The following is a 25,996-nucleotide window of genomic DNA, read 5'->3' as shown; positions in this document are numbered from 1 at the left end:
CCATCCCATCGCCAGTAAGCAACAGAGTCAGGACAAGCTCCTGACCCAATTCAAAAGTGGCGCCAGTGTAACGAGCCAGCCTCCCATTTCAAGGGAAAATCAAACTGCGATTAACATTTCACAGCACAGCCAGCAGACTCGCGGCATCGGAGACCTCAAACTTGCCAGGCGCCTCCACAAACAGCTGCTCGACCACGCCATCGTTGGCGATCAACGCAAAGCGCTGGGCGCGGATACCTCCAAAGGCGCCGGTATCCTTGGCCAGACCCAACGCCCGGGTCCAGCTGCCGTCACCATCCGCCAGCATGGTGATCGCCTCGGCATTCTGGGCCGTCTGCCAGGCCCGCATCACGAAAGCATCGTTGACCGACAGGCAGCAGATGGCATCCACCCCTTTGGCCATAAACTGATCGGCCAGCACCACATAACCGGGCAGGTGGGCATTGGAGCAGGTGGGAGTAAAAGCACCGGGCACGGCAAACAGCACTACTTTTTTACCGGCGAACAGCGTCTGGCTATCCCGCAGCTGCTTGCCCTCGGCGGTGATAAAGGTAAATTCGCCCGAAGGCAGAGTCTGACCCATCGCAATCATTGTGCTCGTCCTTAAGTGGAGGGAGGAGGCCCCAGTCTACCCCACTGCCGAGCTGTGACACAGACCTCCCTTTGCCGGGATCATTTGAACTAACCTTGAGCAGGATCAGCCGACCAAGGAAGCCTCATGCAGCACTATTACGATGGACTGGAAATTCGCCCCCCCGCCTTGCGCGAACAACAGCAGCTGGAGCAGCTCAATCATCAGCTTACCCATGTCAGTCAATATTGCGCCGGTTACTCCAGCGTCTATCGCCAGTGCCGCCTCGAGGATCTGGCAGAGCTGGCCACCCTGCCACTGCTCGACAGCAAAGAGCTGTTTGCCGCCCAGCAGGCTCACCCTCCGTTCGCCGGACTCACCGGCCGCCCCGCCAGTCAGGCGTTGCGGGTCTTCTCCTGTCCGGGCCAGCTGGCCATCCCCGAGTATGCGGGAGCAGACTGGTGGGGGGCCGCTCGAGCACTGTTTGCCGCCGGCTTCAAGCCGGGTGAGGTAATACTCAATGGCCACGACTATCATGCCGGCCCCACCGCCTTTATCTTCGATAACGGTGCCCGACAGCTGGGTGCCCCCGTGGTACCTTGCGGGCCCCACGATACCCAGCGCCAACTGGAGGCGCTGCTGCGCTATCAACCCACCGGCTACGTCGGTCCGCTGGTGACCCTGCTCGATCTGCTGGAAGCGGCCGAAGCGGCCGACATCCCGACCGACTCACTGCGCCGCGCCCTGCTGTGTGAAGCCACTCACCCGGAAACCGCGCCGCTGCGCGCCATTCACGGCATTGCAGCCCTCAACTGTCTGGTGTGGCAGGATGTGGGGGTGGTGGCTTACGAGAGCCGACCAGGAGAGGGATTTATTGTGAGCGAGAGTTGCATCATCGAGATCATCGATCCCGCCAGCGGCGAGCCGGTGAGCGGCGACGAGACCGGCCAGCTGGTGCTGACCAGGCTTGACCTGGAGTATCCATTGCTGCGCCTCGTCACCGACTGGCAGGGGCACTGGCTCACGACGCCAAGCCCGTGCGGTCGCTCCAACCGGCGCCTAAAACTGGTGTAGCAGGCCAAGTAAATTCACAAATGCAGACGGGCAGCCATCAGGCTGCCCGTCTTCTCTCTGGCGAAGAAAATGTGCGGCGCTTGTCAGCGTCTCGCCTGCCAAGTGGCGATGGCGAGCAGGGAGTCGGGGGTAAATTCGCTGGCACGCTCCGCGATCTCGGCCAGGCTCATCCAGTGCACCGCGCTCACCTCTTCGGCCTGCAACTGCAGCGGCCCCTGATAACGGCAACTGAAGAGGCCACCCCAGACCCGGTAGCCCTCCCCTTCCGCATAAAAGCTGCCAAAGCCCTGCAGAGGAACATCCATAATCCCCAGCTCTTCGGCCAGCTCGCGGCGGGCGGAGCGCTCCATCTCCTCACCGGTGGTGACCACGCCACCGGCGCAGGCATCCAGCATGCCGGGGCAGAAATCTTTGCTGAGGGTGCGTCGCTGCACCAGGATCCGATCCGCGTCGTCGAGCACCAGAATATAGCTGGCGCGATGGCAGAGATTCTCCCGCCGCACCTTGGCTCGCTCGGCCACGCCAATCACCCGGTTATCCTCGTCCACCACATCAACCCATTCCACGCACAGGCCCTTTTATTTGTTCCATTCAAGCCCGCAGTATATCGGTGCGGTGGTTTGTCATGGCACAACTTTTTCGATGATGCCGTCAATTTGCCGAGCTCACTGGCAAAATAAGGATTCATGCAAATCTTTATAAACCGTCATATCAGTGTCATCGACCGACACCATAGTGTGCCCTGTCCAGGCAATCAGGGAACCGTGTGATGAAGGTATTCAAGCAGTTATCCCCACGGCAGATCGCTCGCTACATCAAGAGCTTTCATCGAGGCTATTTTGCCATCGAGTCGCTGGGGACATTTGAATTCAACGCGGGTAGGATCAGCCTCCATGGCCTGACCTGCCGCCAGCGGCTAAGACTGGCTCGCCAGATCAATCTGGCGGTCAGACAACTTGGTCACCGCGACCCCTTGCCGGACATGTGAGTCAAAGGGTCTTGCCCTACTGTCTGTTGTGCATCCATGCTTTGCCCGCCGGCTACTGGCCGCGCGGGCCGTTTTCGATATCGGTAATGATGCCGTTGCGCACCGTCACAAAGCGCATGAACTCGTTCTTGCCGAAGTTGTAGGTCCAGCGTTCACCATATTTGACCTGCACCATGTTGCCAAACTGGTTCTCCTCGTTGCGGTTGAGCTCTTCACGCAACATCGGCTCACCGCACTTGAGCAGCATCTCGGCGGTGGTGTCTCCCTCGGTGATCAGGGCGTTCTTGCAGCGCATGGCATCAGCACTGGCCGGAATGCTCAGCAGCAACAGAGCAAGCCCCGCTACTTTCTTCATCTTCTTGCTCATCGGGTTCTCCTTATCCTCTCTAATGAGTCGCAGTATGCCTGTTCCCGTTTCTGAAAAAACCAGTAAAAAGCGCAAAAGTGCCGCCCTTTTCTGCTCTCCAGCCCGCTGGTCGCGACAAATGCTGTCTATCACATAGCCCAAAAACAAACGGCGACCCGAGGGTCGCCGTTTGCATCAAGCCAGCAGGATCACAGGATGTCCAGCAGCTCGACTTCAAATACCAGTGCAGAGTAAGGCGGGATGGAGCCCGCGCCACGGGCACCGTAGGCCAGATCGTGGGGGATGTAGAGCTTCCATTTGGAACCAACCGGCATCAGCTGCAGCGCTTCAACCCAGCCAGCGATCACGCCGGTCACCGGGAATTCAGCCGGCTGGCCGCGAGCGACGGAGCTGTCGAATACGCCACCGTGGGTGAAGGTACCGTGGTAGTGCACACGCACGGACTGACCGGCTACCGGAACGGCACCGTTGCCTTCTACCAGCACTTCGTACTGCAGACCGGAGTCGGTCACCTTCACTTCAGCGCGCTTGGCGTTATCAGCCAGGAAGGCTTCGCCGTCAGCAGCGGCGGCCTTGGCGGCGGCTTCCTGCTCTTCTTGCATACGCGCAGTGATGACCTGGAAGGCATCATTGATATCGTCACGGCTGACCGCGAACTCCAGACCATTCAGGGCATCTGCCAGACCTTGTTGCAGGGCCGGGATATCCAGACCGGCGAAAGCTTGCTGCGCCAGCTGATCACCCATGTTGCGGCCGATGCCATAGCTGGCCTTCTGTTCGATAGAGTCGTATTGGGACATTGAGATGTTGCTCCAGATCCATGTAGTAAAGAGGCGGGATAATATCAGACTTTTGGCCTGGGTGCTGCCGGGGGCGCCCCTGATTTCCCCGTCAGTGGGAGGAACTTCACACAAGATGCGGATGAACGCCGCCCAACGGCGGCGATCTGCTTAACCGCGATCCAGCAAGGCTCTGACCGCAGCCACCTTGGCGCCATCGGTGATATTGACCCGACCATCATCCGAAGTGCCCATATTCACTCCGTGCGGCACCATGCCACCGCGCCAGCCCATGCCGGACATATGCACTTCGCTCACCCCGGTGAACTCGATGATGGTACGCACGTTGTCGGCATTGACCCCGGCGCCCGGCATCAGGCTGGCACGTCCCGCCAGCGCCTGCTGCATCTCCTGCAGGGTCTCGAGCCCAGCCAGCGCGGTTGCGGCGTGGCCCGAGCTCAGAATACGCTCGCAGCCGGCCGCGACTATGGTCTCCAGATCCAGACGCCAGTCGGAGGAGAGGTCGATGGCGCGATGGAAGGTGACCCCCAACGATCCTGCTGCATCCACCAGCTGTTTGAGCTTGGCGGCAGGCACCCGCCCCTCCTCATCCAGCAGACCGACCACCACCCCTTGCAGCCCCGCAGCGCTTGCCGCCGCGATATCTTGCAGCATCATCTCGAACTCACCGTCGTTAAAGCAAAAATCCCCGGCGCGCGGGCGGATCATGGCATAAACCGGCACGGTGGCATGGCGGGCCGCCTGCTGCATAAAACCGTAGGAGGGGGTCAGACCACCGAGACCCAGCGCAGAGCAGAGCTCGATGCGATCCGCCCCGGATTGCTGGGCGGTGAAGAGGGATTCCAGGTTGTCGATACAGATTTCAAGACGGGTCATGAGGACTCCTTTTTCGGGGAGATCAGACCCCACATCTGATCTCATAGATTGAGCAAGGCTGCGCCGCGCACACCACCGGCACCACCGAAGCGGGCCTGGCGGATCTCGGGCAGGGCGACCCCGGGCAGCAAGTGACCGGGCAGACGCAGCGGCAGCTGTTCATAGAGGGCGGGCAGGCCGCTCAGGCCGCCCCCCAACACCACCGCCTCGGGATCAATCACCGAAATGGCGGTGGCAAGCCCGGCGGCCATGATCTCCAGCCAGCAGTCGACCGTCTCGACCGCATGGGGTTCATGGGCCTCGAAGCGTCCCACAATCTGGTGACCCGTGGCGCGCTGGCCATGGAAATGGTGATAGAGACGCTCCAGACCGGTGCCGGAGGCATAGGTTTCAAAACAGACCAAACGGCCGCAGCCGCAACGGGGACGGGGCAACTCGGGGTACTTCATCAGCATGGTCGCGGGCAAGGGGTAGTGACCAATCTCGCCAGCCAGCCAGTTGCGCCCCTGAATAAGCTTGCCCGCCAGATAGACGGCGCCGCCGATGCCGGTGCCGATGGTGACACCAAGCGCACTGCCTGCGCCGTCGGCGGCACCCTGATGCACTTCGGACCAGAGGAAGCAGTTGGCGTCGTTATCCACCTTGACCGGCCGCTCCAGCAGCTCGGCCAGATCGGCGCCCAGATGGCGACCATTGATGGAGGGCAGATTGGCCGCCACTATGCTGTGATCCTGGCTGTTGATGACACCGGGGAAACCGATACCGACCGAGCCCCGAGCGCCGAAGCGGGCATCTGCCTGCTCGACCCGGGAGCGGATCAGCTGCTGCAACCCCTCGTAATCGTTGCCCGGGGTACTCATGCGCTCCTCGTGGCAGAGGTTCAATGCACCGTCATAGACCGCGAAGGCGATCTTGGTGCCACCGATATCAAAGCCGTAATACATGCCAGCACTCCCTTGTCAGCCCGTGTTTATCCAACTCTGTTTCAAGGGGGACATTGTATTAATTCGCAAAAAAAATAAAGTGACCGGGGACGAAAAACGGGAGAGTGATCAGAGCAAACGGCTCATTTGTCGCTGCAGGCAGGGCTGCCCGAGGCTTATCAGGGTGCGCTCTGCGCCATCAAAGACGAAGCCGCGGCGCAGGTAGAACCCCTCGCCGATGTGGTTGCCATCGAGCAGCCACAATTTGACGCTATGGCAACCGGCGCGGCGCATCTGCATCGCCACCGCCTGCCACAGCCGTTTGCCATAGCCTTGTCGCCAGTGGTCGGGATGGAGGTAAAATGCGCGGATCAGGGCGCTGCTCTGCCCCGCTTCCTGCTGTGGTTGCCAATAGAGCAGGCCAATCACTACCTCATCGAGACAAAGCAGCATGGGCCTTGGGCCCGGCTCGGCCAGACGGCTCTGCCAAATCTGTAGATGAGCGGTAACGTCCAGCTGCTCCAGCAGGTCAGCACCGAGCACCTGGCCATAGGCAGCGAGCCAGCTGGCTCGCTGCATCACCGTCATGGCGGCGGCATCATCGCTGCGCGCCATGCGCAGGCTTATGCCTTGCATTGGGGCACCAGACCATTGGCGCGGGCCTGCTCATAGAGCGGCAGCACTTGCGCCTGTTGCGCCTGCAACTCGGCGATCCGGTTCTCGTTGCTCGGGTGGGTGGAGAGCAGTTGCGGCGGGGTGTTGCCACCGGCAGCGGCACTCATGTTTTGCCACAGGGGGATCGCCTCGGCCGGATTGAATCCGGCGCGCGCCATCAGCTCAAGCCCGAGCCGATCCGCTTCGCTCTCCTGAGTACGGCCATAGGGCAACATCACCCCCACCTCAACCCCGAGGCCAAGGGCGGCCATGGTGGCGCCGCGATACTCGCTGGTGCCCATGGCAATGTCCGCAGCCGCCAGACCGATCCCCGCCAACTGGCTGCGTGAGAGTCGCTCGTTGGAGTGCTGGGCCAGCACGTGAGTCAACTCGTGACCGATGACGGTCGCCAGCTGATCCTGATTCTTGGCCACCTTGAGCAGGCCGCTGTAGACCCCGATCTTGCCGCCGGGCAGGGCGAAGGCGTTGACCTGCTTGGAGTCAAACACCACCACTTCCCAATTGGTGATGCCATAGCTGGCCGGCACCTGGGCGGTCACCGCCTTGGCGACACAGGAGACATAGGCGTTGAGTTTGGCATCCTTGCTCACCTTCTCCTGCTTTTTCATATGCTCGAAGGAGTCGGCACCAAGCTGGTTCATCTGCTGGGGGGAGTAGAGCAGCATCTGGCTGCGGCCAGTCGGCGACTGGGCGCAGGCGACCAGCAGGGAACTACAGAGGGCTACCAGGCCAAACTTGGAGAGGGACGCAATCATGAAGGGATCCTTTGCCATAACGTTGCCCTATTCTCGGAAATGCAGCCCTGCTACGCAAGGGAACCTGCCCCCGGCTGGCGGAAAAACATCCATCCAGCGCTATTAACAGAACTGACAGTCACCAAAAACAAAACGAGCCCGATTGGGGCTCGTTTTATCAGTAGATGCTGGCAGCAAGCGGTTACATGATGCCCAGCTTTTTCAGATCCGCCTGCACCACCTTGGCCGGTACCGGTACGTAGCCATCTTTGGCAACGATGTTCTGGCCCGCCTTGGAGAGCATCATCTTGACGAACTCCTGCTCCATCGGAGAGAGCGGCTTGTTCGGATGCTTGTTCACGTAAACGTACAGGAAGCGTGACAGCGGATATTTGCCGGTGATGGCATTATCGGCAGTAGCATCGACAAAGGTCTTGCCATCCTTGGAGAGCGGAATGGCACGAACGCCGGAGGTAACGTAACCAATACCGGAGTAACCGATACTGTTGAGGGAAGCGGAAACAGACTGCACCACGGAGGCGGAACCCGGCTGCTCGTTCACACCGCTCTTGAAGTCACCATTACAGAGCGCATGCTCCTTGAAGTAACCGTAGGTGCCGGATACCGAGTTGCGACCGAACAGTTGCAGATCCTTGCCGGACCAGCTGCCATCCAGACCCAGATCAGACCACTTGGTAGCCGCCTTGGCTTCGCCGCACTTGAGTGTGCTGGAGAAAACGGCATCAACCTGCTGCATGGTCAGCCCCTTGATGGGGTTGTCCTTGTTGACGAATACCGCCAGGGCATCGACGGCAACGCGGATAGCGGTCGGCTTGTAGCCATAACGCTTCTCGAACGCTTCGATTTCACCGGCCTTCATGGCGCGGCTCATGGGACCAAACTGGGCAACCCCTTCGGTCAGGGCGGTCGGTGCGGTAGAAGAGCCGGCCGCCTGGATCTGGACATTGACGTTGGGGTAGACACGCTTAAATTCTTCTGCCCACAGGGTCATCATGTTGGCCAGAGTATCAGAGCCGACAGAGGACAGGTTGCCTGAGATACCGCTGGTCGGAGTGTAATCCGGCAGATCCTTGTCGACACCATAGGCCAGGGTGCTGGCAGAAAACAGGGTTGCTGCGGTAAATCCTATTACACCAGCCAGTTTGTTGAGTTTCATCCAATCTCTCCAAAGTTACAGAAGGTCCGTTCTTAAGACGGCGCCAGTATCTGACCTGGCAGTGACAAATTTATGGATTAAATGTGACACTTTAATGACATGACAACAAAGTTGCACAAATGCAGAGAGGGCCCGCATTGTGGCCCTCTCGAATTTACTAACCCATTGTCATAAAAGGCTATTTTAACACCACCATACGAGCCGGTATCATGAAGCTGAAGCGACTGCCAAGGCCGACACGACTTTCAATCTCGAGCTGACAGTCATGATGACTGAGGGCATGCTTGACGATGGCAAGGCCGAGTCCGGAGCCACCGGTGTGGCGGGAGCGGGCCTTGTCGACCCGATAGAACCGTTCGGTCAGCCGCGCCAGATGCTCGGGGGCAATCCCCTCCCCCTCATCCCTCACGGCAAACAGCGCCATTGCCCCCTGCTTGCGCCACTCCACGCTGATCTTGCGCCCTGCCGGTGTGTAGTGGATGGCGTTGTAGACCAGATTGGAGACGGCGCTGCGCAGCTGCTCCTTATCCCCGCGCACAAACAGGTCTGGCTGCACCATGAATTCGATCTGGTGGGCCCGTTCGCCCGAGAGCGCCCGCGCCTCCTGCTCCAGCAGTCCGAGCATGGCAGGCATGTCCACCAGATGGGAGAGATCAACGGTCGGTGCCGCCTCGATGCGCGACAGGGTGAGCAGCTGGTTGACCAGATTGTCCATCCGGATGGTCTGCTCCATCATCACCCGGTGCGCCTTGGCCCACATGGCAGGCGGGGGCGGATTTTCAGTCATCTCCAGATAGCCCTTGAGCACGGTGAGCGGAGTGCGCAGCTCGTGGGAGACATTTGAGACAAAGTGCTTGCGGGTCTTCTCCAGACTGCGCAGGCGGGTGACATCGCGTACCACCAGCATCGCCTGATCGGAGGCGTAGGGCATAATGCGAAACTCGAGAAACTTCTCTTCGTTGATCGGAGAAGTCATCTCCAGTGGTTCATCATAGCTCCCCTTCCCCAGATAGGCGGCAAAGGCAGGATGGCGGATCAAGTTGCCAATGTGCTGACCTGCATCTTCCGGCCAGCGGAAACCGAGCAGTTGCTCTGCCAGCCGGTTGCACCATAGGATGCTGCCATCTTCGCGAAACACCACGGCCGCATCGGGCAGCGCCTCGGCCCCCTCCCGAAAGCGGCGGATCAGCCCCGCCAGCTCGCGCCGCCGAGCCCGGTGACGCTGTTGCAATTTGTAGATCCCGTTGAAAATGTGCTCCCAGCTGCCACTGCCGTTAGGTGGTACCAGGCTGCGGTCGTGCCACAGCCAATCAGACAGCCGCTTCTGAAAACGGTAATGCCAGCCCAGATGCAACACTGCCGCCACCAACAGGCAGAGGGCAAGATGATCAATCAACCAGCCAACCAATGCGAAGGGGGCGTAGAAAAACGCCATTCGCCACAACTGTCGCCGCCAGGCGTAAGGTTGCAACATAACTGCCTCTAGAGACGGGTTGAGAAGCGGTATCCGGCTCCACGCACCGTCTGGATCAATCTGTCGTGCCCTGTCTCTTCAATCGCCTTGCGCAGGCGCCGAATATGCACATCCACGGTTCTGTCCTCGACGTACACATTGGTACCCCAGACATTGTTGAGCAACTGCTCACGGCTATAGACCCGCTCGGGGTGAGTCATGAAGAAATGCAGCAGCTTGAATTCGGTCGGCCCCATGTCGAGCGCCTTCTCCTCGGCACTGACCCGGTGGGAGACGGGGTCCAGCTTGAGCCCCTGCACCTCGATCACCTCGTCTACCGAGGTGGGGGAGACTCGGCGCATCACCGCATGGAGGCGAGCGGTGAGCTCCTTGGGCGAGAACGGCTTGGTGATATAGTCGTCGGCACCGGCCTCCAGACCACGCACCTTGTCCTCCTCCTCACCGCGGGCGGTGAGCATCACCACCGGGATCTGGCGGGTCACCTCATCCTGCTTGAGCTGTTTGATAAACTGGATGCCACTGCCGCCTGGCATCATCCAGTCCAGCACGATAAGTTCCGGGTAGGGTTCACGCACCTTCGCCAGTCCGTCGGCGAAATCTTCCGCTTCAATCGTCTCATACCCCTTCTGCTCCAGCACGAAACAGAGCATTTCGCGGATCGGTGCTTCGTCCTCGACCACCAGAATTCGCTTAGCCATTCCCTTCTCTCTCCTCTGTGAAGATGGGTGCGCCAATTATTAGAATTTTCTGTGACACTTTTATGACTTTATGACAGGCGGGATGATAAACGTTTTCAGATTCAGTTGGCAGCAGCGCGTTGCAGCAGGTCCCAGCGGTTGCCACTGATATCCTCGAACACTACCACGGTGCCGTAGGACTCCTGTCGAGGCTGTTCACAAAAATGGACACCATACTGCTGCATCCGCCGGTAATCCCGCCAGAAGTCATCGGTCTCGAGGAACAGAAATACCCGTCCGCCACCCTGTTTGCCAATGGCGGCCAGCTGCTCCGGGGTCGCAGCCCGCGCCAGCAGCAACGAGGAACCCGAGCTGCCAGCGGGAGCAACCCGCACCCAGCGTTTGCCCGGTTTGCCCGGTTCGTCGAGCCGGGTATCTTCCAGCAGCGCAAACCCCAGCCCCTCGGTGAAAAAGGCGATAGCCTCGTCATAGTCGGCCACCAGCAGGGTCAGGGCACCAATAGATTGTCTGGTCATCTTGCTCTCGTCTTTAACATGTCATGCTACCGCCCTCAATGCGCCACTACCCGGTTGCGTCCCTGCGTCTTGGCCTGATAGAGCGCCTCGTCGGCACGTTTGAGTACGCATTCCCATGGCTCTCCCCCCCGCTCGGCCACCCCGAACGAAGCGGTCACCCGCAAGGCCAGCGGCCAATGGGCAGATGCCTCCAGCAGGGTACGCAGCCGCTCGGCCAGGATACACGCCCGCAACTCATCGTAATCAAGGCAGACCAACACAAACTCCTCTCCCCCCCAGCGCACCAGATGGCAGAGGGGATCGCAGTGGCGCAGGATCTCGCTGACCAGCAGTTTGAGCACCTCGTCTCCCACCGGATGGCCATGGCTATCGTTGATCTGTTTGAAGTGATCCACATCGATATAGACAAGAGTGCAGGGCTGCTCACCTATCTCGAGCAGCAGTCGCTCACCGCCGAGCCGGTTGAGGGCGCCGGTCAGGGCATCATAACAGGCCTCCTCGCGGGAGCGGCGATTCTCTTCACTCAAGGTCCGGTTGAGCGCCTCGGCCTCCAGTTTGGCTTGATGGGCATGCTGCAAGCGCTGCTTCATCAAAAGGTGGTTGATCAGAAAAACGGTACAACCGTAAAGAAACCAGACAAACAGGATCAGCCGATAGAAGAGGGTGGCATCGAGCCAGCTACCGTGAAACTGCAGCGCTTCGATCACCACGCCATGCTTACCGGGCGGCATATCTGAACCAGCCATAACCTCGATGGCATAAACCCGATCCAGATTGACCCCCTGCTGCTGCAACGGCACATTGTAACGGGTGATCCACCAGGTCGCCGGGGTAAACACATCCAGTGGCACCTCGTGATCCCGGCCGTAATCCGCCGGCCGAAAAATGATCTCGTTGAACTTGGATTGCTCAGGCTCATCAACCCGGTCATAGACCGGATTGTAGTTGCGCAGATACAAGCGCCAATCCTGCTCGCCAGCCCCGGTTACGCTCAAACGGATATGAAGTGTGCCAAAACGGGTCAGATTAATCCCCTTGTCACGGGGGGTCAGGGTGAGGATAAGGCCGCAACTTGGGTAGCTGGCCGGATTGGCGGTTAACGTACAGACCACTCCGGGATGATCATCCGCCGAGGGTTGATAGCGCACCGCCCCCGGCCCAGCATCCCGTGGCTGCTGCACTGTGATGGAGAGCGGCCACTCCTTGATATCGAGAACTCGCTCTGGCCCGAACTCGAACAGCAGGATGGCACAACCGGTGAGCGCCAGCAGATACCAGAATAGTGACTCGGCCAAACGGGAACCGGACGCGATCATGCTTACCCTAACCCCTGAATATCAAGGCACAGCCATTCACTCGGGCAAACAACCGATCGTTGCTGCCAGATGGCCCATGATAACAAGGCTCTATGATAATCCCTGTAACGACAAGAAACAGGCTACTTATCATGGCATTCACACTGCATCGCTCCCATTTTTTCCCATTAGAGCCCCCGTTCTGCCGATTGCTGGCGATAACGCTGAGGGGAGCAGCCCAGCTCCCGGTTGAACATGGCGATAAAGGCCGAGGTGGAGCCGTAACCGAGCCGCCAGCTGATCTCCTGAATGGGCATGTCGCCCTTGAGCCAGGCCAGCGCCTTGAGCAGCCGCAACCGCGCCCGCCACTGACCGAAACTCATCCCCAGCTCCCGCAGGCAGCGCCGCGCCAGGGTGCGCTCTGTGGTATGCAGTTGTCCGGCCCACTGGGCCAGAGTTCGGGGATCGGCAGGATCGCTGTGTAACGCCGCCAGCATGGGAGCCAGCAGCTTGTCCTGACTCATCGGCAGGTAGCTCTCCTGACAGCGGGTGCGCGCCAGTCGCTCCACCAGTAACTCGGCCTGACGCTGATCCCACTCATCCGCCATATGGCTCACCCGCCGTTCGCAAAAATCGCTCAGCAGGGCGCGGATCAGCGGGGTGAGCAGCAGCAATCTGGGCTCTGGCGGCAGCTTGGCCGCCAGCTCGTGGCTGACGTAGATGGAGGTGTAGTCGAGGGTTTGCTCGTTGTAGGAGGTGTGGTCGAGATCCGCCGGCACCCAGATCAGGTAGTCGGCAGGGGCCACCAGTCGCTGATCCCCCAGCTCTATCTCCATGATCCCCAGACTGATCATGTTGAGCTGGCCCCAGGGGTGGGAGTGCAGCACGGTCGCGCTGTCGGCCAGCATCTGCTGGTAACTGAAATAGAGCGGATTGGGAGCGGGCAGAACGACATCTACCGGCTGAAAGTGGTGAGTGGCCATCAGCGCCCCTTGTCAGCGAGAGAGAGGAGCAGGCGTGATGCAACGCCCTGTTGGCTCGGTCTCCGGCACAGGTCAAAAGCAGCCATCAGTTGCGAGCAAACGCAGCCCGTGTGGGCCGGAAAAAGGTGCATCAGAAAGAGTTGTCTTTTCTGCTGGGTCATCTGTCTGTTTTACGCTACTTGATAATATAAAGACAAGGGTAGACTTGGCCCCCTGTTAATAAGGAGCCTCTGATGCGAATCTTTTCCCCTCTTCTCTTTCCGCTGATGGCGGTGCTGATCTGGGCTACCAATACCGTGGTGTCCAAGGCGGCCGCCAGCGTGCTCGACCCCGCGGCTATCTCCTTCTATCGCTGGGTGATCGCCGCTCTGGCACTGACCCCCTTCTGCCTGCCGCAGCTGTGGCGCCGCCGTAGCGAGGTTCGCCCCTGGTTCGGCAAGCTGCTGGTGCTGGCGGCGCTCGGTATGGTGCTCTACCAGTGCCTCGCTTACTACGCTGCTCACAGCACTTCGGCCACCAATATGGGGGTGATCGGCTCCCTCATTCCACTGCTCACCCTGCTGCAAGGGGCGCTCTTCTTCGGCCAGCGTCCCGACAAACAGGCACTGCTCGGCATGAGTATCTCCCTGTTCGGAGTGCTCTGGCTGCTTGGCAAGGGCGAACCGCTCGCCCTGCTCCATAACGGCATCAACCCGGGGGATGGCATGATGTTGCTCGGCTCCGCCAGCTACGCCCTTTACGGCCTCTTGATCCGCCGCTGGCAACTGCCGTTTGGCCCCTGGCTCAACCTCTACATGCAGATCCTGCTGGCCGTGCTACTGCTGGTGCCGCTCGCTCTCAGTGCCGACTCGATGGCGGTGCCGGCCGAAGGGTGGGGTCTGGTGCTCTTCGCCGGGCTCGCCTCCTCCCTGCTGGCGGCTTACTGCTGGATGCGCGGCCTCGCCTGTATGGGGGCAGAGCGCACCTCGGTCTTTATGAACCTGATGCCGCTCTGTACGGCACTGATCGCCGTCGTCAGCCTGGGTGAACCGATCCACGGCTATCACCTGCTGGGGGGCGGGCTGATCCTGGGCGGGGTGATGGCCTCCCAGCTGAAGGGGCGTGCACCGGTAGCAGAACGGGAAGCCGCCTGAGAACCAACATCGTCCGGAAACAACAAGGGAGCCATGGGCTCCCTTGTTGTTTCTGCAATGCACGTCAGTGAGCACCTCAACCCGCCCGGCGCCAGCGGTAGCGCCGCTCCGGCCGCCCCCGCTGACCATAGTTGAGATCCACATCAACCCGGTCTTCCGACTCCAGATACTCCAGATAGCGGCGCGCCGTGGTGCGGCTGAGGGAGAGTCGCAGCGCCACCGTGTCGGTGGAGAAGACGCTCTCCGGCTCACCCGCCAGCAGGTCCAGCACCTGACGCAGGGTGATGCTGTCGATCCCCTTGGGGGTGACGCGCATCTCCTTAATCTGGGAGCGCCCCCCCTTGCCCAGCAGCTTGTCGAGATCTTCCTGCTCCAGCCGACCCCGCTCGCACAGACGGCTGTGCAGTTGCAGGATCTCGTCCAGACTCTGCTGGATGCGAAACAGCCGCAATGGTTTGATGACGTAGTCATGAACCCCCAGATTGAGGGCCTGCTGGATGGTCTCCACATCCCGCGAGGCAGTCACCATGATGACATAGGCTTCGCGGTTGTGACTGCGCAGGCGGCTCACCCACTCAAGGCCGGAGCCATCGGGCAGGGAGACATCCACCAGCAGCAGTTGGGGCACCACACCGGCCATCATGGCATCGGCCTGGGCCAGGGTGCCGGCCCGCCCCAGCAGGGAGAAACCGGGTGTCGCCGCCACCAGTTCTGACAAGATGGCACCGATCCGATCGTCATCTTCAATAACAAGCGTGATTATTGGGTCCATGGCTCACATTAATTGGTTTTTATTCAAGTAGATACCAAACAGGGTGGTCTGCTCGGCGGTTCGCCGCCATTCTATCACACCCTCGTGCCGACCCACGGTCTCCTTGACCAGGAACAGACCCACCCCGTGATCGCCGCTCTGGCGACTCACTCCGTAATCGAACAGATGATCGGCCAGCTCCTCGTCGACCCCCTCGCCGCTATCCTCCACCTCGATCACCAGTCGCCGCCCCACATCGCACAGAGAGAGCAGCACCCGGGGCGGCCGCTGCTGGCGGTTGCGCCAGGCCGCCTGCAGGCCGTTGTCCAGCAGGTTGCCAATGAGGGTGATGAGATCGGCCGAGACCGAGGCCGGATACTCCGCCAGCGCCGAATCGGGATCGAGCTCCAGGGTCACCCCCAGCTCGCGAGCCCGGCTGAACTTGCCGAGAATAAGCCCCGCCACCGGCTTGTTGTCGATCAGCCGCAGCAGCTCCTGCAGCATGGTCTGGCACGCCTCATTCTCCTGCTGGATCAGCTCCACCGCCTGATCCACATGGCCCAGTTGCAACAGGCCGGAGAGGCTGCTCAGCTTGTTGGCGAACTCGTGGCTCTGCATCCGCAGCATCTCGGCGTACTGGCGCAGGTGGGTCACCTGCACCCCCAGACTAGCGGCCACCTCCGGACGACTGAAGATCAGCAGCCGCCCCGGCGCCTTGCCCTGCACCGCCTGCCAGCGACCGACAAAGGACTCCCCCTGAATGGTGAAGCTCACTTCCCCCCCCTCCTGCTCCAGACAGGGGGCAAGGGGTGGCACCAACTCCGCCAGCGACTGCCCCTGCAGGGCATGGCGCCCGGTGACCGGCAGCCGCAGCTGATAGCTGGCGGTGCTGTTGATCATGTTGATGTTGCCGCGGCCATCGAGGGCAATCACCCCTTCGGTGATGTGCTCCAGCACCAGATCCTGCAGGGTGAAACGGCGCACGATTGCCTCCGGCTCCAGATCGAGCAGGGTCTTGCGCAGCAGGTATTGCACCCAGAGTGCCAACAGCAGGCCGCACCCCAGCACAGCAACGATGGCGCAGATGAGCAGGGCCACCCGCTCCATATAGATGCCCTCCACCTGCTGCATCAGGTAGCCCACCACCACGGCCCCCATGACGCGCCCGTCTCCGCCAACCACCGGGGAAAAGCAGCGGATCGCCGGTCCCATGGTGCCCCGATCCTTGGAGCAGTAGCTGCGCCGCTCCTGCAGCGCGGGCCAGATATCCTCGCCGCGAAACTTCTGCCCCACCAGCTCGGGGTTGGGGTGGCTGAGGCGGCGACCATGCTCATCGGTCACCACCATATAGGTGGCGTCGGTGCGGTTGCAGACCGCCTCCACATAGTCGCGCAGGGTAGGATCACTGCCCTGACGCAGGGCCTCGACCACCCGGGTGTCCGCCGCCATAACCCGCGCCAGATCGCTCCCCTTATCCTGCAGATTGCTCTCCAGCAGATGGCGGATAAAGAGGGCCAGCAGGCTGCCCAGAATGAGGATCAGCAGCAGGGAGAGCCCAAGAGAGAGGGTGACCAACTGATGGCGAAGTTTCATGCACATACCTTAAAACGTCAGGACGCTGCCCAATAGTGCGGATGCCACCAGGTCTGGTCAATCAAAGGTGCCGGATCGCCGACAAAATCGGCCAATCCTTCCTCGCGGGCGCAGAGCGCCACCGCTCTGGCGACGGCGCGGGCCACCTCTCCCACCTGCTCGATGGGGGGCAACAGCCGGCCCGCCACCAGCGGATAGGCGCCGACAGCCCGCACCGCGGCCAGCAACATGCCATCGCTGATGCGGCGCGCCTTGACGGCGCAGGCCCCGAGACCAATCCCCGGGAAGACATAGACGTTGTTGCACTGGGAGACTACCCGCCGCTCCCCGGCCACCGTTACCGGCGCAAAGGGGCTGCCGGTGGCCAGCAGGGCGCGGCCATCTGTGGCGGCCCACACCTGCTCGGGGGTAGCCTCGGCACTGCGGGTCGGGTTGGAGAGTGGCAGGATCACCGGCTGATCGCACACCTCCCCCATCGCCTGCAACACCTCGCCAGTAAAGAGGCCGCCCTGACCGCTCACCCCGATCAGCACCGCCGGGCGCACCTGACGGATGGTCTCCAGCAGCGAACTGCTCCCCTCCTCCACGGCACGGGCAAATGGCTGCTGGGCACGGGTCAACGCAGGGCGATCGCAGCAGACCGCCCCATCCTGATCAAACAGCCAGATGCCATCGTGACTCCCCGCCAGCTGGGCCAGCATGGCGGCGATGCCGCAACCGGCAGAGCCCGCCCCGACGATCAGCACCGGGGCATCACTGAGGGTGGTCCCCGCCTGTTGCAACCCAGCCAGCACGCAGGCGGAGGCGACCGCCGCCGTGCCCTGAATATCGTCGTTGAACATGCAGAGCTCGTCCCGATAACGGGTCAGCAGGTTGGCGGCATGCTTGCCGGCAAAGTCTTCAAACTGCAGCACCACCTGCGGCCAGCGCTTGCGAATGGCGGCCACCACCTTGTCCATGAAGTGGTAGTAGCTCTCGCCGTCGATGCGCGGGGATTGCCAGCCGAGGTAGGAGTCATCCTCCAGCAGCTCGGGATTGTTGGTGCCCACATCGACACAGAGCGGCAGGGTGCGCGCCGGATTGATGCCGCCAGCAGCGGAGTAGAGCGCCAGCTTGCCGATACAGATCCCCATGCCGCCGATACCGAGATCGCCAAGCCCCAACACCCGCTCGCCATCGGAGATGACGATCACGTCCACCTCCTGCTCCACCGACTCGAGAATATCGTCGAGATCGTCCCTGTCATGCCAGGAGAGATAGAGACCGTGACTGCGCAGATAGAGATCGCTGTGGCGCTGACACGCCTCCCCAACCACTGGGGTGTAGATGATCGGCAGCAACTCAGGCAGGTGGTGGCGCACCAGATCGTAGAAGAGCACCGGGTTGTCCTCCTGCAGTTGGCGCAGCAGCAGATGCTGGTCAAACGGGCTCTGCATGGCGCTGACCAACCGGTAGATCCGGCGCCGCTGCTGGGAGAGGGACTCCTCCTTGTGGGGCATACGCCCCCGCACCCCCTGACGCTTGCGCTCGGCATAGGGCAGGCTGGTGCCCATCATGATGTCGTTCATTTTGTTTGTTCCTCAATCCGGTATCAGGCGAGCAGGGAGATAAGGGCGGTGGCCAGGATCAGCATCACGGCGCCGCCGAGACGGGAGGAGATCTGGGCAAAGGGCATCAGCTTCATCCGCTGGGCCGCCGAGAGCACGGCTACGTCGCCTGTGCCGCCCATGTTGGCCATGCAGAGTCCGCCGGTGATGGCCGCCTCGATGGGATAGAAACCGATCATCCGGCCCACCAGCGCCGCGCCGAGGGCGCCGCCAATCACTGTGACCATGACCAGCACGAAGTAGCTGATGGAGAAGGCACTGATCAGCTCGGGAATACTGGTATAGGCGACGCCGATCCCCACCAGCAGGGAGGGGGTCAGGTTGCTCACCACAAACTGATACCAGTCGGCCGCAGCCTGCTCATAACGACGCGGCAGCAGGCCGCTCACCTTGATAAAGGCAACCGCCAAAATCATCAGGGCGAAGGGGTGCATCGGGATAAAGTTGCCAAGCAGGGAGCCCAGCACAAACATGCTGGAGCTGATGAAAAGCCCCATACCCAGACTCTGCAGGGTCGGCGCTTCGGCCTGCTCATCGGCAATGCTCTGGCTACTTTCCTTGATCATCAGCTTGCCGTTGCCGGTCAGGGAGGGGTAACGGCGACCAAGGCGCGCCAGCAGGGAGCCCACCAGAATGGCCAGGGTATTGGCGATCACCACCGCCGGCACCATGCGCGACAAGAGATCCGCACTGGACATCTGCATCGGGCCGGAGAGGATCTCCACCAACGGCACCGCACCAGCCCCCATGCCACCGCCCATGATGGGCAGGCCGATCAGCAGCACCGCATTCTTGAAGCCATACCCCATCAGGGAGCCGACCAGCCCCACGCTCAGCAGCGCCAGTGCGACGCCGCCGAGAATGACCGGCAGGTAGCGCATGGCGGCATTTTTCAGCAAAGCGCCGCTCATACCGAACACAGAACCGGTCACCAGACTGGCGATAAAGAAGTTGAGAAAGCCTCCCTCCTTCATGAAGTTGGTGATGACCTGCCCCGCCTGCACCGGCAGCAGCTGGTATTCGAACAGAGCGGCGCCGCCAAAGATGGCGAGGATGGTGCCGCCCCCCAGATATTCACGGATCGGCATGATCCGCTCGCCCAGCTCGGTCAGCAGGGTGCCCAGCACAAACATCAGTGCCAGCGCACCGACCATGCCCAGCGGCAGCGAGCCGTTCCAGCCGGAAAAGAGAACGCAGGTCGCCAGCCCCAGAAATATAAAGAGCGGCATACCGGCAATTTGTTGGCCGCCCATTAAGGCGGCCTTTTCTTGTGTGGTTTGTAGGGGTGAGAGGTTTTTCATTGTTATGTACTCTGCGTGTGATTGTGGCCGCTACTTTATTGATCCCCCTCTCCCCTGTCGGTTAGCCAGACTGCAAAGCCATATAAAAACATTAAAAACTTAAACGTCATGGTGCCGCCAACGTGCGCTGCACAATAGAAAACCAGACCATCGATGCCCTGCTTGACCAAGAAATTGGGCGATAAAAAGAGCGAGCCCAATGGCGGATATTTGGGTGATCAGCAGTAATAACGATGCGATGTTCTCCCCCCTTCGGGGAAATAACAGAGCCAGATGACAAGCTCTGCGACCATTTATCGCCACAGATCCTGTGAGTGATAATCAGCGGGCAACGTCATCGCCATAACGCGAGTGCCACGGCATGCCACATCAGGGTTTAAGTCGGCGTGCAGGAAGCTCTCACGATGAAAAATGGTGAGAAGAAAGATGCAAAAAGGGGAGACTGAAATAGTGATGAGTCAAGCCAGCGAATACCAGAACACTGGCTTGAACTCACAAGGATCACACACGGTCAGGTCTATTCTGCCAACAGCAACGGAATATTGGCGGGGTCAAAATCATGACTGATATCGGTACTTCTGATAGCGCCTTCCCGATTCACGCCATGGTGTGACTCTGCACCATATTCCCCATCACTCAACAGCGTTTCAATTGCCAGATACACACATCCACTGTCATATCCATCCACAACCCGTTTCCCCCTTGTTTTATAACCCCATCAATATTAGCGGATAAAAAAAGAGCTGCTCGCTGAAGCTGAAAATTTCATGAAAATAATCGCCGGATATCCTCCATTCACGGCGCAATATCCGAATCGGCAAGGGAGCCTCGAGTGGATCAGCCCCGAGAATAATATCAGGGGCTCGAATGCTGCTAACTCGCACCAGCGAAAGATTCGACCAGAAACATGATCAGCATCACACTATTTACTTAGCCTGCTAAACAAGTATGATAGTTAGCAGGCTAAGTACATTGAGGATGAGAAGATGACGGATCTGGAAAGGTTGCGCGAGCTGTCGCTCGCCGAGCAGATAGCGCGGATGCACCGGCTATGGCGTACTGCCGCCGACCTGGAGCTGGCTCCCCTTGGCCTCACCCATCCCCGCTGGACCGCGCTGTGGAAACTCTCCCGCATGGGGAACCATGTCAGCCAGAAGACCCTGGCCGAAGCCCTCGAGATAGAGCTCCCCTCCCTGATGCGCACCCTGGGCCAGCTGGAAGAGCAGGGACTGATTGAGCGTCACTGCTGCAGTCAGGACAAGCGGGCCCGCATCGTCTGCGTGACCCCGGCTGGCCAGACCCTGCTCAATCAGATCGCCGACCGCATCATGAATATCCGCCGCGAGCTGCTGGGGGGCATCGATGAGCAGACCCTGCAGCTGTTTGAAGCCACGGTGCAGCGGATCTCGGCCAACGCCCTCAGCAAAATTGAACAACACCACGACCGACAAGCCGGAGGCGATACAAGCCCTCCCGAGACCGACACAGAGAGAGAATAAGATGACTCCGGATCAACAATTTACCCGCTGGATCAAATGGTCCATGGCTGGCTTTGCCACATTGTTTGCCTATTTTCTGATAGCCGACCTGCTGATGCCCCTCACCCCTCAGGCGATGGCGACCCGGGTGGTCACCAAGCTGGCCCCCCAGGTGAGCGGCAAGGTGATCGAGGTCGCCGTTCACAACAACCAGCAGGTCAAGAAAGGGGATCTGCTGTTCAGGCTGGATCCGGCCCCTTTTGAACTGGCAGTGGAGCAGGCCCGCCTTGCGCTGGCGCAGGCTGAGCAGCAGAACAGTGAACTGGATGCCGCCCTGACCGCCGCCGTTGCCGAGATCAACGCCAAAGAGACCCTGGCCAGCCAGAAGTGGCGCGAGGCTGAGCGCATCGATGCGCTCTACCAACGTCACATGGTTTCGCTGCAACAAAAAGATGAAGCTGACAGCGCCCTGCGCAGCGCCCAGGCCAACCTGCGCGCCAGTCAGGCCAAACTGGCCCAGATCAAGGCCAGTCGTGGCGTTACCGGTGAGGATAATCTGTTGCTGCGCCAGGCCCACAACAAGCTGGCGCAAGCGCAGCTGGCCCTCTCTTACAGCCAGGTCCACGCGGATCAGGATGGCACCATCACCAACCTGCAGCTCAAGCCGGGCAGTATCGCCAGCGCCGGCAGCCCGCTGCTGGCACTGGTGTCGGAACAGGTGGACGTCATTGCCGATTTTCGGGAGAAGAGCCTGCGCCATGTTGGCGAGCAAACCCGCGCACTGGTGGCCTTCGATGGCGAGCCGGGTCAGCTCTATCCTGCCCGGGTAAGCAGTCTGGATGCAGGAGTGAGTGCCGGTCAGTTTGATGCCAACGGTCGACTGGCCGCACCGGTGGAGTCTGATCGCTGGGTACGGGATGCCCAGCGGATGCGGCTGCACCTCGAGCTGGACCAGCTCCCCGATCATCTGCCAGCCGGGGCGCGGGCCACGGTGCAACTGCTGCCGGACAATGCCCTGACCGCAATGCTGGCACGGGGCCAGATCCACCTGCTCAGCCTGCTCCATTATGTCTACTAACCACGCCACTCACCTGTCGGCCAATCCTGCCTCGGCCCACCTCGCCGGTGGTGCTGCCGCTCACCTCTGGTATCGGCCCCTCACCGGCAACGAGCTGCGCCAGTGCCTGCGCATCGCCTTTGGCTGCACCACGGGCTTTTTGCTCTGCAAGCTGTTTGGCTGGAATTACGGGGTATTCTATACGGTCACACCGGTGCTGCTGCTGGGGATGGTGCCTGTGATGAATGGCCATGCCGCACGCCAGCTGATCGCGGCGGCGGTGGTCTGTGGGGTGGAGGTCGGGCTGCTGGGGGGGCTGTTTGGCAGCCATCCGGCGCTGATGACTCCCATCGCCTTTCTGCTGTTTCTCTACCGTTTCGCCGCCATGTCGCGGGGCAGCCTGTTTCTGTTCGGGGCCAACGGGGTGCTGAGCCTCAGCATCATGCTGCACTTTGCCAGCTATCCGCAGACCGACCTCAACGACCTGATCCTCAACAATATCTGGGCGAGCGTGCTGTCGGTGCTGATCGCCTACCTGATGACCATGCTGATCCCGGATGTGGAAGCCAGACCCAAGCCAGCCTCGGCCCCCAAGGCGCCGCACCGGATGCGCCATGAAGCTCTGCTGGGGGCCACTGTGGCCACCCTGTCGTTTCTGGTATTTCAGGTATTTGACCTGCGCGACTCCATGTCTGCCCAAGCTACGACCCTGCTGGTGCTGTTTCCCATGCACTGGAACGGTGCGCTGAGTTATGCCCGTAAACGGGCGATGGGTACCTTGCTGGGGGTCACCTTCGGCCTGCTCGGCCAGTTGCTGCTCTATGACTGGTCAGGGCAACTGTTGCTTGTCGCTCCACTGCTGTGGCTCGGCGCCATGCTGTTCAGCCATGCCCACGTCAAGGAGGCTGGTGGCTCCGGGGTCGGCTTTGGCGCCCTCACTACCCTCGGCATCCTGTTTGGCCAGTACCTCACTCCGGGCAACGATCTGGTGTTCAGCGCCCTCTACCGGGTGAGCAGCATACTGTTTGCCATCGTGGTCACCCTGCTGGCCTGCTACCTCGTCCACCGGTTGCTCAACCGCTTCGAGGCGACCCGCTTCGGTTATTGATTTCCTGTTGTAAGCACTGTTGTCAGCCCATGGATGAGCTCTCTTTCGCCCCGTCGCCTGCCGGGGCGTTTTTTCTCTCCCTCGTATTCCTCCCTTGTCATCCCCCCGCCGCCACAGCTCAGCGCAGAAGTACGGCTATGCTTGTAAGGCTGCTGTCGATGAGGTGTACCTATGGTCGCGTTGTTAAAAAAATGGCTGGTTTGTCTGGTACTGTTGGCTACCAGCCCGCTCGGGGCCACCCCGCTTGTCATTGGTGCCGAAGATGACTGGGCCCCCTACTGCGAGCGCGACAAGGACAATGAGGATGACCAGCCCCACGGACTGGCGCCTGAGCTGGTCAAGGCGGTGTTCGCCGCCGAAGGGATCGAGATTGTCTTTCGCACCCTCCCCTTCGCCCGCTGCATGCACGATGCGAAAAGCGGCAAACTTGCGGGGTGCTTCAACGCTACCATCACCGAAGAGAACCGCTACCAGTACCACTGGCACGATACCCCCATGTTCGAGGAGGATCTGGCCATCTTCGCCCTTGCCAGCGACCCGCAACGGGATCTCAAGCTCACCTCGCTGGAAGGCAAGCGGGTGGGCATCACCCTCGGCTACACCTACCCCACCGATTTTATGGAGAACCCCAGGATCACCCGCTTTCAGGCCAAATCCGATGCCCAGATCCTCGAGATGCTGGTACGTGGCCGGGTCGACTACATCCTGATGAACGGCATGCCGGGCTACCTCAAGATCCAGCAGAAGCAGCTGACCGGCAAGGTGGTCAAGGTTGGCAAGCTCTCCACTGATGGCTTCTGGCTCGCCTTCTCCCGCCACCACCCGCAAGGGGAAGCGCTGGCCAAACAGTTCGAGCAGGGGCTGCAGAAGATCAAAAACAACGGCATCTATGAGACGCTGATCCGCCAGTTTGAAACCAGACTTGGCCTCTACTGATGGCGATGCCTTCCTGATTGCACCCTCTCATACTCGCGCGGTATGCCGGACAGCCAGCGACGCACCGAATGGCCGTGCGGATTGCACAATAACGGCAACCTGTTAGGCTCACGCCCGTATGACACCAATGGAGCTGTAATCATGAATAAGGTACATATGATAGCCGCTGGTGCGCTGGCCCTCGGCCTGCTCGCTGGCTGCAATCAGGGCAATACCCTCTCAGTCACTGGTGGCGAACCGGTCAGTTACCAGTGCGAGCAGGGCAAGAAGGTGCAGGTGCGCTACTTCTCCCTCTCCGATGAAAGCCTCAACTTTATCAAGCTGTCATTGCCGGACGGCAAGGATTACACCCTGCCCCAGGCCATTTCGGCCTCCGGTGCCCGCTATACGGACGAACATGAGGCCGTCTGGTGGAACAAGGGGGATGAGGGCTTTGTCGAGCTGCGGGATCAGGATGGCGAGTGGCAGACCGCCTACAACGACTGCAAACAGCAATAAACGTGACCCCGGCTTGGCCGGGGTCTCTCTTTCTCTGCCATCAGAGTGGTGGGGGATCAGTTGATCTCGATCTCGAAGCGGTTGGTTACCTCGACCGGAATGGCATCCGGGTTGCCCTCTGCCGGGCTGTAGCGGATCCGCGAGAGGGTCGCCAGCGCACTCTGTTCCAGCTCGCCGGGGGGCTCGGCCGCCACCACTTCCGGCTTGACCGGCGTGCCGCTGGCGTCGATTTGATAGCGAACTTCCACATACCCCTTGACCGGTTTGGCCGGCAGGGCGGGCTCGTCATTGCCAAGCCATGACCACTGCTTCTCCTGAACCCAGTAGCTGGACAACTGCTCGAGAGAGATAGCGATCGGAGCGCGCTCGTGCGCTACCTCCTGACGGGATGAGCACCCCAGCAACAGTGTCACTGCCAGACCTGACCATACTGCGACTTTCCACTTCATGTAACGCTCCTTGTTCTCTGCCGGTACTTATTGCCGGACTGCAGGCCGCTCAACACGCGCCCTTTTGGTCAGTCACCCATCCTAACGAAAAAGTATTCGTATGAACATGAACAAAAGGGCCCCCCCCGAGAGGTTGGCCCTTTTATCGTCAATAAGCTCACTAACCATCCGCTGGCATCAGCCGCGCTTGTCGCTCACCACCAGCCAGAGCGCATGGACCATGCCCGGCAGACCGCCCATCAGGGTCAGCACTATGTTGATTAAAAAGTGCAGGCTAAAGCCCACTTGGATAAACGCGCACACCGGGGGCAGGAAAATGGCCAGCAGGATCTTGAGCAGATTGTTCATCTCGGCTCTCCTCTTCATGAATGTCGTCAGGATTGGAATGGGCTAACCATAAACATCCCGGGCTTCAACTGCAAACCAGACAGGGAACTAGCTCACCCGCATCACGCCAGGCGTTGAGGTCGTGGATCTGCTGATTGCTGCTGCCACGCCAGAGCAGGCCGGGGTCTGCCAACTCCTTTTCATACTTGCCATCCACCAGCACATCCAGCAAGGCCACCAGCTCGCGCTGGGCCTCTGACAGTTCGCCGAGCAGATAACCGGTCCAGCACCAGATATCCTTGCCCGGACACTCGGCGCGCACCCGTTTCACCAGCGCCAGCACGTGGGGCACGTTGGCCGGGTGGAGCGGATCGCCGCCAGAGAGCGACAGACCTCGCCGTTTGATGCGGCTGTCGTTGAGATCCGCAATGACGCGATCGCTCATCGCCTCATCGAACGGCTTGCCGCCATCGAGCCGCCAGGTGCTCTGGTTGTAGCAACCCGGGCACTGGTGCTCACAACCGGAGACAAACAGGGTGGCACGGGTGCCGGGGCCATTAATCACATCGACCGGGTAGTATTGGTGGTAGTGCATCGCTTTTTTCCTG

29 protein-coding genes are annotated in these 25,996 nt (G+C 60.5%); 8 read left to right on the top strand and 21 right to left on the bottom strand.

Annotated features, from left to right (window positions below; genetic code table 11):
• Positions 1-118: 118 nt before the first annotated feature.
• Complete coding sequence (locus G5380_RS03810; protein WP_100646526.1) at positions 119-592, bottom strand: peroxiredoxin; 474 nt, start codon at positions 590-592, stop codon at positions 119-121.
• Positions 593-718: 126 nt separating this feature from the next.
• Between G5380_RS03810 and G5380_RS03805 the strand changes: the two genes are divergently transcribed.
• Positions 719-1,645 (top strand): phenylacetate--CoA ligase family protein, encoded by a 927-nt coding sequence (locus tag G5380_RS03805; protein WP_216979277.1) that lies wholly within the window; start codon positions 719-721, stop codon positions 1,643-1,645.
• Between the two features lie 83 nt (positions 1,646-1,728).
• On the opposite strand, the gene yfcD is transcribed toward G5380_RS03805, so the two are convergent.
• The gene (gene yfcD, locus G5380_RS03800; protein ID WP_047435956.1) at positions 1,729-2,211 is read right to left on the bottom strand and encodes an NUDIX hydrolase YfcD; all 483 of its coding nucleotides are present in this window, start codon (positions 2,209-2,211) and stop codon (positions 1,729-1,731) included.
• Positions 2,212-2,414: 203 nt separating this feature from the next.
• Here yfcD and G5380_RS03795 point away from each other — a divergent pair, with 203 nt between their 5' ends.
• Entirely contained in the window at positions 2,415-2,633 is a 219-nt protein-coding gene (locus G5380_RS03795; protein ID WP_005338403.1) for a DUF1107 family protein, read from the top strand.
• A 52-nt stretch (positions 2,634-2,685) separates the two neighbouring features.
• On the opposite strand, the gene G5380_RS03790 is transcribed toward G5380_RS03795, so the two are convergent.
• The 12 genes from G5380_RS03790 to G5380_RS03735 form a co-directional block, all read right to left on the bottom strand.
• Complete coding sequence (locus tag G5380_RS03790; RefSeq protein WP_005338404.1) at positions 2,686-3,000, bottom strand: DUF2845 domain-containing protein; 315 nt, start codon at positions 2,998-3,000, stop codon at positions 2,686-2,688.
• Positions 3,001-3,188: 188 nt separating this feature from the next.
• Positions 3,189-3,800, bottom strand: a complete 612-nt coding sequence (locus G5380_RS03785; protein WP_005338405.1) for an FKBP-type peptidyl-prolyl cis-trans isomerase — start codon at positions 3,798-3,800, stop codon at positions 3,189-3,191.
• A gap of 150 nt (positions 3,801-3,950) precedes the next feature.
• The gene (locus tag G5380_RS03780) at positions 3,951-4,676 is read right to left on the bottom strand and encodes a copper homeostasis protein CutC (protein ID WP_421209561.1); all 726 of its coding nucleotides are present in this window, start codon (positions 4,674-4,676) and stop codon (positions 3,951-3,953) included.
• A 41-nt stretch (positions 4,677-4,717) separates the two neighbouring features.
• The gene (locus G5380_RS03775) at positions 4,718-5,620 is read right to left on the bottom strand and encodes an ROK family protein (RefSeq protein ID WP_421209563.1); all 903 of its coding nucleotides are present in this window, start codon (positions 5,618-5,620) and stop codon (positions 4,718-4,720) included.
• A 108-nt stretch (positions 5,621-5,728) separates the two neighbouring features.
• Entirely contained in the window at positions 5,729-6,235 is a 507-nt protein-coding gene (locus G5380_RS03770; RefSeq protein ID WP_005358874.1) for a GNAT family N-acetyltransferase, read from the bottom strand.
• Positions 6,223-7,029, bottom strand: coding sequence for a M48 family metallopeptidase (locus tag G5380_RS03765; protein WP_216951834.1), 807 nt, complete (start codon positions 7,027-7,029; stop codon positions 6,223-6,225). The genes G5380_RS03770 and G5380_RS03765 overlap by 13 nt, the downstream gene beginning before the upstream one ends.
• A 181-nt stretch (positions 7,030-7,210) precedes the next feature.
• Positions 7,211-8,185 carry a PstS family phosphate ABC transporter substrate-binding protein gene (locus G5380_RS03760; protein WP_216951835.1) on the bottom strand — a complete coding sequence of 325 codons (975 nt, stop codon included), beginning with the start codon at positions 8,183-8,185 and terminating at the stop codon, positions 7,211-7,213.
• A 178-nt stretch (positions 8,186-8,363) separates the two neighbouring features.
• Entirely contained in the window at positions 8,364-9,659 is a 1,296-nt protein-coding gene (phoR, locus tag G5380_RS03755) for a phosphate regulon sensor histidine kinase PhoR (RefSeq protein WP_421209566.1), read from the bottom strand.
• A gap of 8 nt (positions 9,660-9,667) precedes the next feature.
• Positions 9,668-10,357 carry a phosphate regulon transcriptional regulator PhoB gene (phoB, locus tag G5380_RS03750; protein ID WP_026457670.1) on the bottom strand — a complete coding sequence of 230 codons (690 nt, stop codon included), beginning with the start codon at positions 10,355-10,357 and terminating at the stop codon, positions 9,668-9,670.
• A 101-nt stretch (positions 10,358-10,458) separates the two neighbouring features.
• A complete protein-coding gene (locus tag G5380_RS03745) occupies positions 10,459-10,872 on the bottom strand; it encodes a VOC family protein (RefSeq protein ID WP_167572379.1) in 414 nt (137 codons plus the stop codon).
• Positions 10,873-10,907: 35 nt separating this feature from the next.
• Entirely contained in the window at positions 10,908-12,188 is a 1,281-nt protein-coding gene (locus G5380_RS03740) for a diguanylate cyclase (RefSeq protein WP_421352388.1), read from the bottom strand.
• 167 nt (positions 12,189-12,355) lie between these two features.
• A complete protein-coding gene (locus G5380_RS03735) occupies positions 12,356-13,150 on the bottom strand; it encodes an AraC family transcriptional regulator (RefSeq protein WP_421206202.1) in 795 nt (264 codons plus the stop codon).
• Positions 13,151-13,383: 233 nt separating this feature from the next.
• Between G5380_RS03735 and G5380_RS03730 the strand changes: the two genes are divergently transcribed.
• Positions 13,384-14,283, top strand: a complete 900-nt coding sequence (locus G5380_RS03730) for a DMT family transporter (protein WP_421352387.1) — start codon at positions 13,384-13,386, stop codon at positions 14,281-14,283.
• 76 nt (positions 14,284-14,359) lie between these two features.
• Here the strand turns inward: G5380_RS03730 and G5380_RS03725 are convergent, their stop codons facing one another.
• The 4 genes from G5380_RS03725 to G5380_RS03710 are packed head-to-tail and all read right to left on the bottom strand — an operon-like array spanning position 14,360 to position 19,535.
• Entirely contained in the window at positions 14,360-15,055 is a 696-nt protein-coding gene (locus tag G5380_RS03725) for a response regulator (RefSeq protein WP_075115718.1), read from the bottom strand.
• Between the two features lie 3 nt (positions 15,056-15,058).
• The gene (locus G5380_RS03720; protein WP_069526286.1) at positions 15,059-16,627 is read right to left on the bottom strand and encodes an ATP-binding protein; all 1,569 of its coding nucleotides are present in this window, start codon (positions 16,625-16,627) and stop codon (positions 15,059-15,061) included.
• 17 nt (positions 16,628-16,644) lie between these two features.
• Entirely contained in the window at positions 16,645-18,195 is a 1,551-nt protein-coding gene (locus G5380_RS03715; protein WP_421209571.1) for an NAD-dependent malic enzyme, read from the bottom strand.
• A gap of 23 nt (positions 18,196-18,218) precedes the next feature.
• Complete coding sequence (locus G5380_RS03710; RefSeq protein ID WP_421209573.1) at positions 18,219-19,535, bottom strand: 2-hydroxycarboxylate transporter family protein; 1,317 nt, start codon at positions 19,533-19,535, stop codon at positions 18,219-18,221.
• Between the two features lie 986 nt (positions 19,536-20,521).
• Here G5380_RS03710 and G5380_RS03705 point away from each other — a divergent pair.
• From G5380_RS03705 to G5380_RS03685, 5 genes are all read left to right on the top strand, one after another.
• Positions 20,522-21,034: a MarR family transcriptional regulator gene (locus G5380_RS03705; RefSeq protein WP_421312437.1), complete on the top strand. Its 513-nt coding sequence runs from the start codon at positions 20,522-20,524 to the stop codon at positions 21,032-21,034.
• Between the two features lies 1 nt (position 21,035).
• A complete protein-coding gene (locus G5380_RS03700) occupies positions 21,036-22,091 on the top strand; it encodes an HlyD family secretion protein (RefSeq protein WP_376888632.1) in 1,056 nt (351 codons plus the stop codon).
• Positions 22,081-23,178 (top strand): DUF2955 domain-containing protein, encoded by a 1,098-nt coding sequence (locus G5380_RS03695; RefSeq protein ID WP_421352386.1) that lies wholly within the window; start codon positions 22,081-22,083, stop codon positions 23,176-23,178. Before G5380_RS03700 ends, G5380_RS03695 begins: the two co-directional genes overlap by 11 nt.
• A 171-nt stretch (positions 23,179-23,349) precedes the next feature.
• Positions 23,350-24,114 (top strand): substrate-binding periplasmic protein, encoded by a 765-nt coding sequence (locus tag G5380_RS03690; protein WP_043818896.1) that lies wholly within the window; start codon positions 23,350-23,352, stop codon positions 24,112-24,114.
• Positions 24,115-24,255: 141 nt separating this feature from the next.
• Positions 24,256-24,612: an MliC family protein gene (locus G5380_RS03685; RefSeq protein WP_421352385.1), complete on the top strand. Its 357-nt coding sequence runs from the start codon at positions 24,256-24,258 to the stop codon at positions 24,610-24,612.
• 56 nt (positions 24,613-24,668) lie between these two features.
• On the opposite strand, the gene G5380_RS03680 is transcribed toward G5380_RS03685, so the two are convergent.
• From G5380_RS03680 to nrdG, 3 genes are all read right to left on the bottom strand, one after another.
• Positions 24,669-25,061, bottom strand: coding sequence for a TonB family protein (locus tag G5380_RS03680; RefSeq protein WP_108542479.1), 393 nt, complete (start codon positions 25,059-25,061; stop codon positions 24,669-24,671).
• A gap of 177 nt (positions 25,062-25,238) precedes the next feature.
• The gene (locus G5380_RS03675) at positions 25,239-25,409 is read right to left on the bottom strand and encodes a YqaE/Pmp3 family membrane protein (RefSeq protein ID WP_005338440.1); all 171 of its coding nucleotides are present in this window, start codon (positions 25,407-25,409) and stop codon (positions 25,239-25,241) included.
• A 64-nt stretch (positions 25,410-25,473) separates the two neighbouring features.
• The gene (gene nrdG, locus G5380_RS03670; protein ID WP_421206197.1) at positions 25,474-25,983 is read right to left on the bottom strand and encodes an anaerobic ribonucleoside-triphosphate reductase-activating protein; all 510 of its coding nucleotides are present in this window, start codon (positions 25,981-25,983) and stop codon (positions 25,474-25,476) included.
• Positions 25,984-25,996: the final 13 nt, after the last annotated feature.

Source organism: Aeromonas sp. 604443, from assembly GCF_049170315.1.
GTDB lineage: Bacteria > Pseudomonadota > Gammaproteobacteria > Enterobacterales > Aeromonadaceae > Aeromonas > Aeromonas veronii_A.
The sequence above is the reverse complement of the archived record's forward strand: the minus strand, read 5'-3'. Positions and strand labels throughout refer to the sequence as shown.

Excerpts from the sequence above, each read along its gene's own strand:
- G5380_RS03780 (WP_421209561.1), bottom strand. The coding sequence starts at position 4,676 with ATGACCCGTCTTGAAATCTGTATCGACAACCTGGAATCCCTCTTCACC.
- G5380_RS03785 (WP_005338405.1), bottom strand. The coding sequence starts at position 3,800 with ATGTCCCAATACGACTCTATCGAACAGAAGGCCAGCTATGGCATCGGC.
- G5380_RS03695 (WP_421352386.1), top strand. The coding sequence starts at position 22,081 with ATGTCTACTAACCACGCCACTCACCTGTCGGCCAATCCTGCCTCGGCC.
- G5380_RS03720 (WP_069526286.1), bottom strand. The coding sequence starts at position 16,627 with ATGAAACTTCGCCATCAGTTGGTCACCCTCTCTCTTGGGCTCTCCCTG.
- G5380_RS03690 (WP_043818896.1), top strand. The coding sequence starts at position 23,350 with ATGGTCGCGTTGTTAAAAAAATGGCTGGTTTGTCTGGTACTGTTGGCT.
- G5380_RS03735 (WP_421206202.1), bottom strand. The coding sequence starts at position 13,150 with ATGGCCACTCACCACTTTCAGCCGGTAGATGTCGTTCTGCCCGCTCCC.
- G5380_RS03805 (WP_216979277.1), top strand. The coding sequence starts at position 719 with ATGCAGCACTATTACGATGGACTGGAAATTCGCCCCCCCGCCTTGCGC.
- G5380_RS03685 (WP_421352385.1), top strand. The coding sequence starts at position 24,256 with ATGAATAAGGTACATATGATAGCCGCTGGTGCGCTGGCCCTCGGCCTG.
- G5380_RS03680 (WP_108542479.1), bottom strand. The coding sequence starts at position 25,061 with ATGAAGTGGAAAGTCGCAGTATGGTCAGGTCTGGCAGTGACACTGTTG.
- phoR (WP_421209566.1), bottom strand. The coding sequence starts at position 9,659 with ATGTTGCAACCTTACGCCTGGCGGCGACAGTTGTGGCGAATGGCGTTT.
- G5380_RS03770 (WP_005358874.1), bottom strand. The coding sequence starts at position 6,235 with ATGCAAGGCATAAGCCTGCGCATGGCGCGCAGCGATGATGCCGCCGCC.
- G5380_RS03725 (WP_075115718.1), bottom strand. The coding sequence starts at position 15,055 with ATGGACCCAATAATCACGCTTGTTATTGAAGATGACGATCGGATCGGT.
- G5380_RS03790 (WP_005338404.1), bottom strand. The coding sequence starts at position 3,000 with ATGAGCAAGAAGATGAAGAAAGTAGCGGGGCTTGCTCTGTTGCTGCTG.
- G5380_RS03745 (WP_167572379.1), bottom strand. The coding sequence starts at position 10,872 with ATGACCAGACAATCTATTGGTGCCCTGACCCTGCTGGTGGCCGACTAT.
- phoB (WP_026457670.1), bottom strand. The coding sequence starts at position 10,357 with ATGGCTAAGCGAATTCTGGTGGTCGAGGACGAAGCACCGATCCGCGAA.
- nrdG (WP_421206197.1), bottom strand. The coding sequence starts at position 25,983 with ATGCACTACCACCAATACTACCCGGTCGATGTGATTAATGGCCCCGGC.
- G5380_RS03715 (WP_421209571.1), bottom strand. The coding sequence starts at position 18,195 with ATGAACGACATCATGATGGGCACCAGCCTGCCCTATGCCGAGCGCAAG.
- G5380_RS03795 (WP_005338403.1), top strand. The coding sequence starts at position 2,415 with ATGAAGGTATTCAAGCAGTTATCCCCACGGCAGATCGCTCGCTACATC.
- G5380_RS03810 (WP_100646526.1), bottom strand. The coding sequence starts at position 592 with ATGATTGCGATGGGTCAGACTCTGCCTTCGGGCGAATTTACCTTTATC.
- G5380_RS03700 (WP_376888632.1), top strand. The coding sequence starts at position 21,036 with ATGACTCCGGATCAACAATTTACCCGCTGGATCAAATGGTCCATGGCT.
- G5380_RS03775 (WP_421209563.1), bottom strand. The coding sequence starts at position 5,620 with ATGTATTACGGCTTTGATATCGGTGGCACCAAGATCGCCTTCGCGGTC.
- G5380_RS03675 (WP_005338440.1), bottom strand. The coding sequence starts at position 25,409 with ATGAACAATCTGCTCAAGATCCTGCTGGCCATTTTCCTGCCCCCGGTG.
- G5380_RS03765 (WP_216951834.1), bottom strand. The coding sequence starts at position 7,029 with ATGATTGCGTCCCTCTCCAAGTTTGGCCTGGTAGCCCTCTGTAGTTCC.
- G5380_RS03760 (WP_216951835.1), bottom strand. The coding sequence starts at position 8,185 with ATGAAACTCAACAAACTGGCTGGTGTAATAGGATTTACCGCAGCAACC.
- G5380_RS03740 (WP_421352388.1), bottom strand. The coding sequence starts at position 12,188 with ATGATCGCGTCCGGTTCCCGTTTGGCCGAGTCACTATTCTGGTATCTG.
- G5380_RS03705 (WP_421312437.1), top strand. The coding sequence starts at position 20,522 with ATGACGGATCTGGAAAGGTTGCGCGAGCTGTCGCTCGCCGAGCAGATA.
- G5380_RS03730 (WP_421352387.1), top strand. The coding sequence starts at position 13,384 with ATGCGAATCTTTTCCCCTCTTCTCTTTCCGCTGATGGCGGTGCTGATC.
- G5380_RS03710 (WP_421209573.1), bottom strand. The coding sequence starts at position 19,535 with ATGAAAAACCTCTCACCCCTACAAACCACACAAGAAAAGGCCGCCTTA.